This window comes from Streptomyces sp. NPDC003635 (assembly GCF_053587635.1).
Window position 1 is genome coordinate 1 of sequence record NZ_JBSFOK010000040.1, and the last position, 13,107, is coordinate 13,107.

Here is a 13,107-nt window from a genome sequence, read left to right on the forward strand (position 1 = left end):
GCCCTCGTACTGGACGTACTTGGGCTTGTGCCCGGTGCGGCGAGAGTGCGTGCCGGGCGTCGCGACGGGGCGAACGTTGCCTGACGCGGCACTAGTGCCGGGGGAGCCGACTGGGGGCGGAACCGCGCGGCCGGCCTGGTCAGGCCGCCACGGGCTGTCGTGTCTTGGCGGGCGGCGCCCCTCGGGCGCGGGCGAGCGACACTCCCCCGCACCCAGAGGCAGGCGTCAGGCCGAAGGCTCCTCCGGCGTCGGATGTTCCGGATGGACATTCGCCCCTTCGGCGGAGCCCTTCCGCGCCGAACCCGCCTCGTCCGCGTCCGGCACCTCACCACCCCGGTCCTCTTCCGAGGGCTCAGGATCCACATCGATGTCCCATGGGTCCTCACCCTCACCGGCCTGCTGATCCGGCAGATCCCTGGGGACCGGCTCACTGTTCCGGTCGGTCACGGCGTCCTCCTTCCCTCGCGTCACCAGAGGCCTCACGCGAGTACCTCCCGCCCCCGGCGCGAAACGTCACCGGGGCGCCCGCTCCTCCAGCGCCGCCCGCCAGGCAGGCTGCGGCCCCTCGGGCGCGGGTTCGGCACGGCGCCCCCCGTGGGCGAAGAAGTCGGCCAGCGGAAGAATCGCCGCCCCGACGGTCACCGCGTCGGGCCCCAGCCCGCCGAGGTCGATCGCGACCCGCTCCGCGGGGTACCGCAGCGCGTACGCGCCCGCGTGCCGCCGTACGTCCGCCAGCAGCGCGGGCCCGAGCCGCAGCCCCGCCCATCCCCCGATCAGGATGCGCTCGGGCTGGAACAGATTGATCAGGTCGGACAGCCCGGCCCCGATGTACTCGGCGGTCTCGTCGAGGAGAACCCGCGCCGCGGGCTCGGGCTCGGCCCCGTCCGCCGGGTACGCGGCGGCGACCAGCGCGGTCAGGGCGCTCTCCTGGTCGGCGCCCTCCGGCGGACGTCCACCCGCCTCACGCCACCGCTCCAGCAACGCCTCCGCCCCGGCGTACGCCTCCAGGCAACCGAGCGCCCCGCACCGGCACCGGCGTCCCCCGACCCGTACCGTCAGATGCCCCCCTTCGACCGCCCGCCCGTCCTCCGCCTCCGGAGTGACGACACACGCGCCCACCCCCGAGCCGATCAGCACGACGATCGCGCTGTGCGCACCGCGGCCCGCCCCGAACCACATCTCCGCCTGGCCGAGGGTGCGGGCGCCGTTGTCGATGAAGCAGGGCACGCTCGTGGGCAGTTCGCAGCGCTCCCGGAGCAGTGACTCCAGCGCCACGGCGTCCCAGCCGATGGTCTGACCGTGCACCACGGCTCCACGGTCCTCGGTGCGCTCGACGATCCCGGGGACGCCGATGCCGACCCCGAGCAGCCGGTCCGGAGCGAGGTCGGCGGCGCCGAGCACCTCGGTGACGGCGTCACGGATGTGTCCGACGACGACGTCGACCTCGTACCCCTCGGCACCCAGCAACCTCTCGGCGCGGGCGAGTTCGGTGAGCGCGAGGTCGAACAGCTCCACGCGCACCCGGGTCTCCCCCACGTCCACACCGATCATGTGGCCGCTGCCGGGTGCCACCCTGAGCAGGGTGCGGGGCCGGCCGCCGTCGGAGTCGACGTTGCCCGCTTCCTCGAGCACACCGTCGGCGAGCAGGTCGGCGACGACGTTGCTGACCGAACCGGAGCTGAGCCCCGTGGCCGGCCCGAGCTCGAAACGGCTGAGGGGCCCGTCGAAGTAGAGGCGCTGCAGGACGGCCGAGCGATTGGCCCGCCGAAGATCGCGTACCGTGCGCCTGTTCCGCCCCACCATTGGCTCCCCCTGTCGACACGCCGTCCGATCTGGACGTCCTGGAAGATACCGGGTCAGCGGCTGAAGCCCGCGATCTCGTCCAGCGCGGCCACCAGCTCCGGTCCCACGACCTCCCGCGCCCAGCGCAGCCGCCCCCCGTCGACGGCGCGCGGGACCGTCTCGGTGAGCATGATCAGGTAGAGGTAGGCGCGGTAGAGGGCGAGCCGGAGCCGGGTGGGCCCGTCGAACTCGACCAACCCTCCCTCCTGCCGATAGCCACCGAGGAACGCCGTGTCCTTCTCGATGTCCCCCAGCAGAGCCAGCGAGACGAAGTCGGCGACCGGGTCGCCCCAGAACATGCGCTCCCCGTCGATCAGCCCGCCGATCCGGGGCGTGCCGGTGGAGTCGTCCACCAGGATGTTCCCCGGCCAGAGGTCGAAGTGGACCAGGGACGGGACGGTCACGTCGTCGAGGCAGGAGTAGGCGCTGCGGAGTGTCCCGGCGGTCTCCTCGACGGACCGGGGCAGCCAGGGGCGGTAGCGGCGGGCGTCGTCGAGGACGGCGTCGAGCATGCCGGTGAAGGCGGTCCGCCAGTCGGCGGCGAGCGGACCGAGAGCACCGGACGGATAACCGAACCCCGGCCCACCGACGCGGTGCAGTCGGGCCACCTGACGCCCCAACTCGCTTCGCAGGGCCTGTTGTTCGACCTCGCTGGGCGACTCGTCCCAGGCCTTCCCGGGGCAGGTCGTCATCAACAACTCCCGCGTGGTGGCGGCAACGACGCGCGGAGCGGCCACCCCGACGGTGGCGGCCCCCCGGTAGAACTCCGCCTCGGCGACCAGCAGTGCCCGTTCGTGCCGCATCCCCGGCACGTCCTCCGAGGGCGGCACCTTCAGCACGTACCGGCTGCCGTCGCCGAGCAGCAACTCCTCCACGGTGTTGTAGGTCCCACCGGTCAATGGGCGGACGCCAGTGAGCTCGCCGGGATCGAACCCCGCCGCCCCCAGAATCCGCCGGGCCCGCTCCCACGACTCCGCCCCCACGCCCCGCCCCTTCCCCTCTCGGCCGGCCGGCGTCCTCCAGGTACCGTCCGGCCGGGCATGCGCTCGCGGTACAGCGTACGAAACGCCTCCCCGAAATCGACGGCCTCGAAATTCACTGGCCCCTCCCGGAGCAAGACCTTTAACCTTAGGGAGAAACCTAGGAACCCTAGGCATTACACGAAGGCCTTACGTGAGCAACCAGCGGCAGGCGACCCGCGACGGGCGACAACCCAGGAGGCACCCATGCGAGCACTCACCGAGCCGGAGATCCGGAACTCGTTCGTCAACTGCTCGAAAGGCGAAGCCAAGCGACTGAGCGTGCCGCGGGAACTGGACCGGCTCCCGTGGGGCGACCTGGACTTTCTGGGCTGGCGAGATCCGGGGGCGCCCGACCGGAGCTTCCTCGTCACCGAGCGGGAGGGGCGGCTCGTCGGGGTCACCCTGCGTTTTCCGTCCCAGCAGCGCGGATTCCTGCACCGCAGCATGTGCTCGCTGTGCCTGACGACGCACCGGGGCGGCGGCGTCTCCCTGATGACCGCCCGCAAGGCGGGCCCGGCCGGCCGCGAGGGCAACTCCGTCGGCCTCTACATGTGCACCGACCTCGCGTGCTCGCTCTACCTGCGCGGCCGGAAGACCCCGGACTGGGGCCTGCGTATCGAGGAGAGCCTCACGCTGGAGCAGCAGATCGCGCGGACCGTGGGCAACCTGGCTGCCTTCCTGGACAAGCTGTACGCCTGAACCGGCGGCGGCCGAGAGGACGGACGTCGCGCCGCCGGGGATGATGAACAGGGTCGGGGCCCACGCACGCGGTCCACCGCCGTTTCATGATCACAGGTCGGGGGGTTTCCCCGGTCCTCCCGCCCGCGCCTCCCGTCAGGTGACCCCGAGTCGATCAACTCGGCCTCCTTGCGGAGTGTTGCAGTCCGCTTCACGGGGAACCGTGATCACGTTCGTTGCACCAGGAGAGGGAACGGCGCAAGGATGCTAGACGTACGACAGTGGCGGGTGTCGCGGGAGCGGCTGACGAGGCTGCGACGGGACCCCGTGGTCGTCCAGATGCTGCGCTCGACCGCGGCGGCGACGGTCGCGTACGTCATCGCCCTGCACCTGAGCCCAGAGAAGGCGCCGCTCACCGCGCCGCTGACGGCGCTGCTGGTCGTCCAGGTCACCCTGTACGCGACGCTCACCAACGGCGTGCGCCGGGTGAACTCCGTGGTGGCCGGGGTCGTCGTCGCCATCGCCTTCAGCCTTCTGGTGGGTCTGACCTGGTGGAGTCTGGCCCTGCTGATCCTGGCATCGCTGGTCGTCGGTCATCTGGTCCGGGTCGACGAGTACGTCCCCGAGGTCGCGATCAGCGCGATGCTGGTACTCGGTGTGACGACCGTCGGGGACACCGCGTGGGCGCGGATCCTGGAGACGCTGATCGGCGCGGTGGTCGGGCTCGCCTGCAACGTGCTGCTCGCGCCGCCGGTGTGGGTGGGCGAGGCGGGCGAGTCCATCGAAGGGCTGTCCCGCCGGGTCCGCCAGTTGATGCTGAGCATGGGCGAGGAGGCCGCGGGCCGTACGCCCTTCGAGCGCGCCGCCGCCCGGCTGCACGAGGCGCGCCGCCTGGACCACGACATCGTCGAGGTGGACGCCGCCCTGAGACAGGCCGAGGACAGCCTGCGGCTCAATCCACGGGTGCGTGAGGGCCTGCTGCACCGGGTGGTGCTGCGTACCGGCCTGGACACCCTGGAGATCTGCACGGTCGTCCTGCGCGTGCTCGCCCGCACCCTCACCGACCTGGCCAAGGAACGCGACCCCGACCCCCTGTTCGCACCGCAGATCGGTGCCGCGGTGGAGCAGCTGCTGTCGGAGATCGCGGATGCCGTGGTGAGCTTCGCGGTGCTGGTCACCGCCCATGTCAGCGAGAACGCCGAGTCCGCGGAGGAACGTCTCGCCAACGAGCTGCGGCACGCCGCGGCCACCCGCGACAAGCTCGCCCAGCTGCTGCTCGAGGAGGTCCAGCGTGACGCCCGCCAGTGGCAGCTGCACGGCGCCGTGCTGACCGAGGTCAACCGCATCCTCGACGAGATGGACACCGAGCACCGTTCCCGCCGGCTGCTGGAGGAGCTGGACCGGGTCTCCAGCGAGCAGCGTGAGCGCATGCCCCGGCTGACCCGGCTGCGGGAGACGGTGCGCACCGGCCGGAACCGACTGGCGGTCGTACGTCGTTCTAGGTGACGAAGTCAGCCGAAGGGGCGAGGGGCGAGCGGATGAGCGTACGGATCGACGGGAACACACTGACGCTGCCGGGTGGGGTGGCGGTGCGGTTCGTCCGCACGCTGCGGCTGCCCGAGACCGGCACGCACCCGCTGCCGCCGGGCCTCGGCGAGTTCCCGCTGCGGCGGGTGGCGGACTACCCCGACACCGTGCCGGAGTCCTGGCGGGCGCGCGGCGGGGTGATGCTGCCGATGTACCTGCGCGAGGCGATGTGGCTGAGCTTCGCCGGCACCACCGAGCCCGCCGCCCTCCAGGTCGGCGTCGGCAAGGTGTGCGCGGTCTCCGGCAAGCCGTGGAGCGACCGGCTGACCCGGGACCCGCAGAACTACGTCGTACTCCCCCGGCAGCCGTGGCTGGACGGGATCAACTCCGGCAAGGGCACGGTCCGCCAGTTCGTGGCCGTACCGCTCGGCCTCGGGGCCACCGTGGAGGGCCAGGTGACCGGGGAGGAGGTCTGGGGCGGGGTCCAGTTCCAGACGTTCCCGCTCGGGGAGGCGGCGCTGACGCGCTGGCGCGAGGAGGAGCGGCGCCGGGCCGAGCAGGCGCGGGCCTTCGCCGCGCCGCCCGGCGGTTACGGCGCGGCGATGCCGATGGCGATGGCGGCGCCGCCCGCTCCGGGCGCCGCACCCGGGGCCGCTCCGGCGGGCGCCCCCCGGTCCGCCCCGGCGATGGGCCTGGGCGTGGGCGGTTCGATGCGCCAGGAGGTCTACCGGGACGACCGTCCGGCGACGGACTGGTCCGAGGAACCGGCCGGCCGGGTCTTCGTCCACCTGGTCACGCCCCCGCAGTGGCGCGCCATCACCGGCGAGGAGCCGCCGCCGTCGCCCGTGGACCGCGCCGCGTACACCCGGGCGGGATTGCCCTGGTTCGACTACTACGACGACCAGGCGCAGGACCTCGCCCCCACGGACACCCTGGGGGCGGTGAAGCCGGTCGGCGACTGGCTCGGGGACGACCACGAGCCCTGGGCGCCGCCGTCGCCGGGCCAGGTGAAGCAGCTGAAGGGAAAGCCGGTCGACGACGGGGAGTGGTGACCTGGGAGTTTGCAACCGCCGCCGGCTCCGCGCGAGGGTGACTGTCCCGACGACGGACGACCCGAAGGTGGGCACATGGGCAGTGGTGGCGTGAGCAGGCGCCGGTTCGTCGGCGCCCTCGCGGGAACCGCCGCCGCGGCGGCCCTCCCGGCCTGCGACGAGGCGTCGGCACCGGCCACGGACACGGAGACGGGCAGGGGGACGACGTCCCCCGGGCCGAGCGCCTCCCGCGAGGCCGCGCGGCGCACCGGACCCCGGCCGCTGTATCTGGGCACGTACACCTCGGCCGAGGGCGGCGGACGGGGTGTCGGCATCGCCTCGTACGACGCCGCCACGGGTCGGGTCACCGGTGTGGGCACGGTCAAGGACGTCGCCGATCCGTCCTATCTCGCGCTCCATCCGGACGGCCGCACCCTGTACGCCGTGAACGAGCGGGAGGACGGCGCGGTGACCGCCGTCCGGCTCGCCGACCGCAAGGTCCTGGGCAGCCGGAGCACCGGCGGGGCCGCGCCGTGTCATCTGTCGGTGCATCCGGGCGGGCGCTGGCTGCTGAGCGCGAACTACGGCACCGGCAGTGTGGCCGTGCATCCCGTCGACGGCTCGGGCGCCCTCGGCGAGCGCACCGATCTGGTCGCGCACTCCGGTCCGGCGCCGGGGCCGGGCCAGGACGGTCCGCACGCCCACCAGATCGTCACCAGCCCCGACGGCGGCCATGTCCTCGCCGTCGACCTGGGCACGGACACGGTGTACACCTACCGCCTCGACGAGAGGAAGGGCACGCTCACCGAGGTTGCCCGCGCCCAGGCCCGGCCCGGTGCGGGGCCGCGCCATCTGACCTTCCATCCCGGCGGGCGGTACGCCTATCTCGCCAACGAGGTCGACAACACCGTCGCGGTCTGCGCCTACGACGCCCCGAGCGGCCGTATCACCGTCGGCGACGGGCAGCCCACAGGGACCGGATCGGGGACCAGCTACCCGGCGCAGATCCTGGTGACGGCGAACGGGCGGTACGCGTTTCTCGCCAACCGGGGCCACAACAGCCTCACCCGGTACGCGGTGGAGGCGGACGGGGCCCGGCTCAGACTGCTGGGCACGGTGCCGGTGGCCGGGGACTTCCCGCGCCAGATCGCCCTCTCGCCGGACGGCGGGCTGCTGTTCGCGGCGAACCAGCGGTCGAGCACCGTGAGCGTCTTCCACGTCGACGACGGCAGCGGTGAACTGCGGCTCGCGGGTGAGCCGTTCGCCTCACCCGTCGCCGTGTGTGCGCTGCCGCTGTAGGGGCCGCGGGCAGGCGGCCGCGCTCGCCTGTCCGAGCAGCACGTGCATGCGCTCGGTGAGCTGGGCGACGTCGTCGGCGGGCCGGTGGAACGGCAGGCGTACGTCGCCGTGGGCGCGGGTGCGCTCGATGCGCAGGGTCAGCCCGTGCCGGTCGACGGCGAGGGGCTGGACGCGGACCGCGCCGTGCAGGCTGTCGGGCTCGACGAGGCGGGTGAGCCGCTCGACCGCGTCGGAGTGGCAGTCGGCGAGGTGGGTCAGCAGCCGGGCCTCGGCGGTGGCCAGCGGGTCGGGACAGGCGGCGGCGAACTCGTCCAGGTCGACGACGACGGCGCCGCAGGGCCGGCGCAGCACCACACGCGTGGGGCGGAAGGCGAGATGTCCCTCCTCCGCCGCGAACCAGCCCGCCAGCCACAGCCGGGCCCGGATGCGGTTGCGCACGGGGACGGGCGAGACGTCGGCGAACTCCAGCACGGCGGACGGCTCTCCGCGCGGCGCGCAGATCGCGGCCGTCACCAGCGCGCTGTCCTCGGGCACGTGCAGGAGCACCCGGCCGTCCTCGGTCACGGTGTGCGCGCCGACGAACTCCTCCCGGCTGCCCTCCGCGGTCACCGCGCAGGACCACGCGGTGGCCAGTACCGACCGGGCGCGTTCCGCCGCGGCAGGCGTGGCCGTCCAGCTCTGGCTGTCACCCATTCCCATACCTCCTTAGGTAAGCCTTGCCTAACCTATCGAAGATCGGGGCGCACGCCAACCATGACGCGCGACCGTGCGCGGAGTCACTGGACGACTCGAGGCTCCCTCAGGGTGCGATGACGCCCAACAGGGCGCGGGCGCACAGGTCGCGCACCTCGTCCCGGGTCAGCTCCTCCGAGCCGCGCAGCCACTCCAGACACACGGCCGTGGTGAACGCCAGCCAGCCCCGCACGGCATACCGGGCATGGGGCCGCCGCTCGAGAACCGGGCCGAACTCGGGGTCGGCGGCCATCGCCGCGAGGATCTGCCTCTCCTGCGCGGCCAGGGCCCGCCGGTAGACCGTGCGCACGGCCCGGTCACCGGAGGCCTCGGCACGGTGGAAGGCCCGGAAGCCGTGCGCGTGCTCCTCGACGTACGCCAGGTAGGTGTCGAGGTTGGCGGTGAGCTGCTCGCGTACCGGAACGCCGGGCGCGGCGGCGGTCATGCGCAGCATGCGCTCGCTCTCGCGGTCCACGACGGCCGCGAAGAAGTCCCGCTTGGTCGGGAAGTAGTGGTAGAGCAGCCCGCGCGAGACACCGGCGATCTCGGCCACCTGCTCGATCCACACCTCGTCGTACGGGCTCTCCGAGAACAACCGCGCCCCGACGGCGAGCAGTTGCTCCCTGCGCTCCTCGTTGCTGAGCCGGCGCCGGGTGCGCTCGCCCTGGTTCGCGCTCATGTCCGCACCTTACTTGACGCCGGTTCAACAACCGGACCAGACTGAAACCGCGCTATTGAACCGACGTACAACACGCTCGACCTGCCGCAGGATCAAGGGAGATCGCGTCATGGCGGAGACGACGACCAGGTCCGCGCTGCCCAAGGGGTTCCGCAGCGCGGAGCAGGGCTGGCCCGAGTTGCACCGCATCCCGCATCCGCCCGGCCGGGTCCCGCTCCTCGGGGACGTCCTGGGCGCGAGCCGGACCAAGCCCTTGCAGGACTCGGTGCGGCACGCCCGCCGACTGGGGCCGATCTTCCGGCGCAAGGCGTTCGGCAAGGAGTTCGTGTTCGTGTGGGGCGCCGGTCTCTCGGGCGATCTCGCGGACGAGACACGGTTCGCCAAGCATGTGGGGCTCGGCATCGCCAACCTCCGGCCCGTCGTCGGGGACGCGCTGTTCACGGCGTACAACCACGAACCCAACTGGCAGCTCGCGCACGACGTCCTGGCGCCCGGGTTCAGCCGGGAGGCCATGGAGGGCTACCACGCGATGATGCTGGACGTGGCCGGCCGGCTCACCGGCCACTGGGACCGCGCCGCCACCACCGGCCGCACGGTGGACGTGCCCGGCGACATGACCAAGCTGACCCTGGAGACCATCGCGCGCACCGGATTCGGCCACGACTTCGGCTCCTTCGAACGCTCCCGCCCGCACCCCTTCGTGACGGCGATGATCGGCACCCTCGCCCACGCCCAGCGCCTGAACACCGTCCCCACGGCCTTCCTCCTCCGGCGGTCCGCGCGCCGCAACGACGCCGACATCGCCTATCTCAACCGCACGGTCGACGACCTGGTCCGGGCCCGCCGCACGACGAGCGGGAACGGCGATCTGCTCGACCGGATGCTGCAGACCGCCCACCCCGAGACCGGCGAGCGGCTCTCGCCCGAGAACGTCCGCCGCCAGGTCATCACCTTCCTGGTGGCCGGCCACGAGACCACCTCGGGCGCGCTGTCCTTCGCCCTCCACTACCTCGCCCGGCACCCGGACGTCGCCGCCCGCGCCCGCGCGGAGGTGGACCGGGTCTGGGGCGCCACGGCCCTGCCCGGCTACGACCAGGTGGCCAGGCTGCGGTACCTGCGCCGGGTCCTGGACGAGTCGCTACGGCTGTGGCCGACCGCCCCCGCCTTCGCCCGGGAGGCCCGCGAGGACACGGTCCTGGCCGGTGAGCACCCCATGCGCCGGGGTGCCTGGGCACTGGTCCTCACGCCGATGCTGCACCGCGACCCGGAGGTGTGGGGCGCCGACGCCGAACGGTTCGACCCGGACCGCTTCGACCCCAAGGCGGTACGCTCCCGGCCCCCGCACACCTTCAAGCCCTGGGGCACCGGCGCCCGGGCCTGCATCGGCCGCCAGTTCGCCCTCCACGAGGCCACCCTGGTCCTGGGCCTGCTGCTGCGCCGGTACACGTTTCGGCCGGACCCGGGCTACCGCCTCCGTGTGACAGAACGGCTGACGCTCATGCCGGAGGGGCTGCGCATGGGGTTGGAGCGGCGGGCACCGGTCGAGGCGGAGGCGGAAGGGCGTCGCTCGGTGGGTGAGGCGGAGCCGAAGGAGCGTTGCCCCCTGGGCGAAGCGGAGGAACGCTGTCCCGTGGGCGAGTCAGGCGAGGGACCGGGGACGAAAGATCACGCGCCCTGACCCGACCGCCCCGCCTGCCCCCGGAGCCCTCTGCCGCACCCACTCGGACCGCACGCCCCCGGCGCGCTCCCGAGGCGTACGCCCGCACCACCGGGCACCTTCAGATCCCTGCCGTCCAATGCGCGGGGCGCGTCAGTAGACCCGGCAGCCTCGTCCCCTCGCTCCCCCTGGCCGCGTTCAGTTGCGGCTGGGTGACGAAGAAGGCGTCGGTCAGGTCCGCGTCCGTGAGGTCGGCGTCGCGCAGGTCCGCGCCCAGGAGCTCCGCTCCGCGCAGGTCCGCGCCGGTGAGGTCGGCGGCGATCAGGTAGGCGCCGCGGAGGCTGATGCCGCGCAGGTCCGCGCCCTTGAGGCGGGCGCCCATCAGGTCGGCGCCCCGGCGGTCCTTGCGCCGACCGCGCAGACCCGCCCGCGTCAGCTCGCTCGCCCGCGTCAGGAGCGCGCCCACCTGCTGCCGGTGCGCACCCACATCCAGCCCGGCCAGTTCCTCCGGGGTGCCCGCGGCGAGTTCCTCGGTCTTCCTCAACAGCCCGCGCAGATCACCGTGGACCGGGCGGGCGGCGGGCAGGGTCAGCGCCTCGGCCAGGTACCAGAGCAGCTCGTGCAGCTGGCGCACGACCGGGAACACGTCGAACATGCGCCGCGCGTCCTCGGCGGGCCCGGCGCGCCAGTCCCGCCCGCCGAAGGTGACCTGCGAGACCCGCTGGCCGGCGCCGAAGCAGTCGTAGACCGTGCAGCCGGTGAAGCCCTGCTGCCGCAGCCGGGCGTGGATGCCGCAGCGGTGGTCGTCCCGCAGGTTGCGGCAGGGCGTACCGGCCTGCTTGTCGACCGCGAAGTCGGCCGAGGCCGCGAACGGCAGGGCGACGCAGCACAGCCCGAAGCAGTTCGCGCAGTCGCCGCGCAGGCCGGCCGGGTCGAGGGTGAGGTCTCGCATACCGACCAGCCTACGGGCGCCTGTGCGCCGCTCACTCCCCCAGGTCAGGCAGCTCCAGCCGGTGCAGCCGCGCGGGGTCGGCCAGGATGTACATGCCGGTGATCCGGCCGTCGGCGACGGTGAGGCCGGTGACCGACATCAGCTTGCCGCCGGGCGCGTTCAGCATGCCGAGCTCGCCGTTGACCAGCACGAACCGGGCGTGCTGCGCGAACTCGCTGAACAGCATGGCCTGTTCGGCCACGGGCCGCGCCCCGCGCACCAGCTTCGAGGCCGCCACCCCGCCGACCAGCGCCCCGGAGTCGGCGCGCAGCACGATCTCGGGGTCGAGGACTTCGAGCAGGGCGTCGAAGTCCCCGGCCCGGCAGGCCGCCATGAACGCGTCGAGGACCTTGCGCTGTTGTGCGAGGTCGGGCTCGGCGGACGGCGTGGCCCCCTGGACCCGGCGCCGGGCCCGGCTGGCGAGCTGCCGGGTGGCGGCCGGGGTGCGCTCCACGATCCGCGCGATGTCGTCGAAGGGCACGGCGAACATGTCGTGCAGCACGAACGCCAGCCGCTCGGCGGGCTCCAGCGTCTCCAGCACCACCAGCAGGGCGAGGCCGACCGTGTCGGCCCGGACCACTTCCTGTTCCGGGTCGACCTGGGACAGCGGCCGGATCACGGGGTCGGGGACGAAGGTGTCGTCGAGCGGGTCCTCACGCCGCGTGGTGCGCGAGCGCAGCATGTCCAGGCAGATCCGGCCGACCACGGTGGTCAGCCAGCCGCCGAGATTGCGGATGTCCTCGCCGTCGCTGCGGCTCAGCCTCAGCCAGGCCTCCTGAACCGCGTCCTCCGCCTCGGCGAGCGATCCCAGCATCCGGTAGGCGACGGCGTTGAGGTGGTCCCGGTGCTCCTCGAACCGCGCCGCCTGCGCCTCGGCCCCCGTCCCGGCCGTCACCGGCTGAACACCTCGAAGGCCACCGCGGGCTTCCCGCCGAACCGCTCCCCCGTCGCCGTGGCGTGCTGGGTGAGGAAGCCTCGGACGTACGTCTCCGGGTCCTCGTCCGTCAACGCCTCGATGTAGGCGCGGTGTTCGAGCAGCGAGTGCACCGCCCGCTCCAGACCGGGCGTGGCGTCCACCGCGTGGGTGGGCGTGCTGGACCCTGCGACGGCGACCCAGCGCACCCCGTTCCAGGGTTCGAGCCCCTGTTCCACGAGCTCGGGGAAGATCCACCGGTTGCCGGCGTCACCGGCCGCGTCGAGGGTGGCCCGGCCCACCGCGACATGGTCCGGGGTGTTCCAGGCGACACCTCCCCAGGTGTCCCGGTGGTTGAGGGTGATCACCAGTTCGGGACGGTGGCGGCGGATCGCGGCGGCGATGTCCCGGCGCAGGGCCGTGCCGTACTCGATGACGCCGTCCCGGTGGTCGAGGAACTCCACCACCGACACCCCCACCACCGCCGCGCTGGCCCGCTGCTCCCGCTCCCGCAGCGGACCGCACACGGCGGGCTCCATCGTGTCGATCCCGGCCTCGCCCCGGGTGGCCAGCACATAGGCGATCTCCCGGCCCTGGTCGGTCCAGGCGGCGACGGCCGCCGAGCATCCGTACTCCAGGTCGTCCGGGTGCGCCACGACGGCGAGAGCCCGCTGCCAGTCCTCGGGCATGGGCCGGAGCTGAGTGATCATCGGCTCGGTCATGTCCGCAGACTAGC

The 13,107-nt window shown here is 73.1% G+C and carries 13 protein-coding genes; 5 read left to right on the top strand and 8 right to left on the bottom strand.

Annotated elements, in window-relative coordinates; genetic code table 11:
• Positions 1-225: 225 nt before the first annotated feature.
• The 3 genes from ACWDRW_RS29875 to ACWDRW_RS29885 form a co-directional block, all read right to left on the bottom strand.
• Positions 226-447, bottom strand: a complete 222-nt coding sequence (locus ACWDRW_RS29875) for a hypothetical protein (RefSeq protein ID WP_451728170.1) — start codon at positions 445-447, stop codon at positions 226-228.
• 66 nt (positions 448-513) lie between these two features.
• The gene (locus tag ACWDRW_RS29880; protein ID WP_451728172.1) at positions 514-1,803 is read right to left on the bottom strand and encodes an ROK family protein; all 1,290 of its coding nucleotides are present in this window, start codon (positions 1,801-1,803) and stop codon (positions 514-516) included.
• 53 nt (positions 1,804-1,856) lie between these two features.
• Positions 1,857-2,825: a phosphotransferase family protein gene (locus ACWDRW_RS29885; RefSeq protein ID WP_451728175.1), complete on the bottom strand. Its 969-nt coding sequence runs from the start codon at positions 2,823-2,825 to the stop codon at positions 1,857-1,859.
• A gap of 243 nt (positions 2,826-3,068) precedes the next feature.
• Between ACWDRW_RS29885 and ACWDRW_RS29890 the strand changes: the two genes are divergently transcribed.
• From ACWDRW_RS29890 to ACWDRW_RS29905, 4 genes are all read left to right on the top strand, one after another.
• On the top strand, positions 3,069-3,563 hold the full coding sequence (locus ACWDRW_RS29890; protein ID WP_451728177.1) for an FBP domain-containing protein: 495 nt from the start codon (positions 3,069-3,071) through the stop codon (positions 3,561-3,563).
• Between the two features lie 243 nt (positions 3,564-3,806).
• The gene (locus ACWDRW_RS29895) at positions 3,807-5,048 is read left to right on the top strand and encodes an FUSC family protein (RefSeq protein WP_451728180.1); all 1,242 of its coding nucleotides are present in this window, start codon (positions 3,807-3,809) and stop codon (positions 5,046-5,048) included.
• A 32-nt stretch (positions 5,049-5,080) separates the two neighbouring features.
• Positions 5,081-6,121 (top strand): hypothetical protein, encoded by a 1,041-nt coding sequence (locus ACWDRW_RS29900; RefSeq protein ID WP_451728183.1) that lies wholly within the window; start codon positions 5,081-5,083, stop codon positions 6,119-6,121.
• Positions 6,122-6,196: 75 nt separating this feature from the next.
• Positions 6,197-7,399, top strand: a complete 1,203-nt coding sequence (locus ACWDRW_RS29905; protein ID WP_451728186.1) for a lactonase family protein — start codon at positions 6,197-6,199, stop codon at positions 7,397-7,399.
• Here ACWDRW_RS29905 and ACWDRW_RS29910 read toward each other — a convergent pair.
• Both ACWDRW_RS29910 and ACWDRW_RS29915 read right to left on the bottom strand, forming a co-directional pair.
• Positions 7,367-8,092: a DUF2470 domain-containing protein gene (locus ACWDRW_RS29910; RefSeq protein ID WP_451728188.1), complete on the bottom strand. Its 726-nt coding sequence runs from the start codon at positions 8,090-8,092 to the stop codon at positions 7,367-7,369. The two genes, ACWDRW_RS29905 and ACWDRW_RS29910, sit on opposite strands and share 33 nt — an antisense overlap.
• A 106-nt stretch (positions 8,093-8,198) precedes the next feature.
• On the bottom strand, positions 8,199-8,810 hold the full coding sequence (locus tag ACWDRW_RS29915) for a TetR/AcrR family transcriptional regulator (protein WP_451728191.1): 612 nt from the start codon (positions 8,808-8,810) through the stop codon (positions 8,199-8,201).
• 109 nt (positions 8,811-8,919) lie between these two features.
• Here ACWDRW_RS29915 and ACWDRW_RS29920 point away from each other — a divergent pair, with 109 nt between their 5' ends.
• Positions 8,920-10,488 carry a cytochrome P450 gene (locus ACWDRW_RS29920; RefSeq protein WP_451728194.1) on the top strand — a complete coding sequence of 523 codons (1,569 nt, stop codon included), beginning with the start codon at positions 8,920-8,922 and terminating at the stop codon, positions 10,486-10,488.
• Between the two features lie 100 nt (positions 10,489-10,588).
• Here ACWDRW_RS29920 and ACWDRW_RS29925 read toward each other — a convergent pair whose 3' ends face one another.
• Genes ACWDRW_RS29925 through ACWDRW_RS29935 form a run of 3 tightly spaced genes read right to left on the bottom strand, consistent with a single transcriptional unit; the run spans position 10,589 to position 13,093 of the window.
• Positions 10,589-11,419: a pentapeptide repeat-containing protein gene (locus tag ACWDRW_RS29925; RefSeq protein ID WP_451728197.1), complete on the bottom strand. Its 831-nt coding sequence runs from the start codon at positions 11,417-11,419 to the stop codon at positions 10,589-10,591.
• Between the two features lie 31 nt (positions 11,420-11,450).
• On the bottom strand, positions 11,451-12,353 hold the full coding sequence (gene sigJ / locus ACWDRW_RS29930) for an RNA polymerase sigma factor SigJ (protein ID WP_451728199.1): 903 nt from the start codon (positions 12,351-12,353) through the stop codon (positions 11,451-11,453).
• Positions 12,350-13,093: a PIG-L deacetylase family protein gene (locus ACWDRW_RS29935; RefSeq protein ID WP_451728202.1), complete on the bottom strand. Its 744-nt coding sequence runs from the start codon at positions 13,091-13,093 to the stop codon at positions 12,350-12,352. The genes sigJ and ACWDRW_RS29935 overlap by 4 nt, the downstream gene beginning before the upstream one ends.
• Positions 13,094-13,107: the final 14 nt, after the last annotated feature.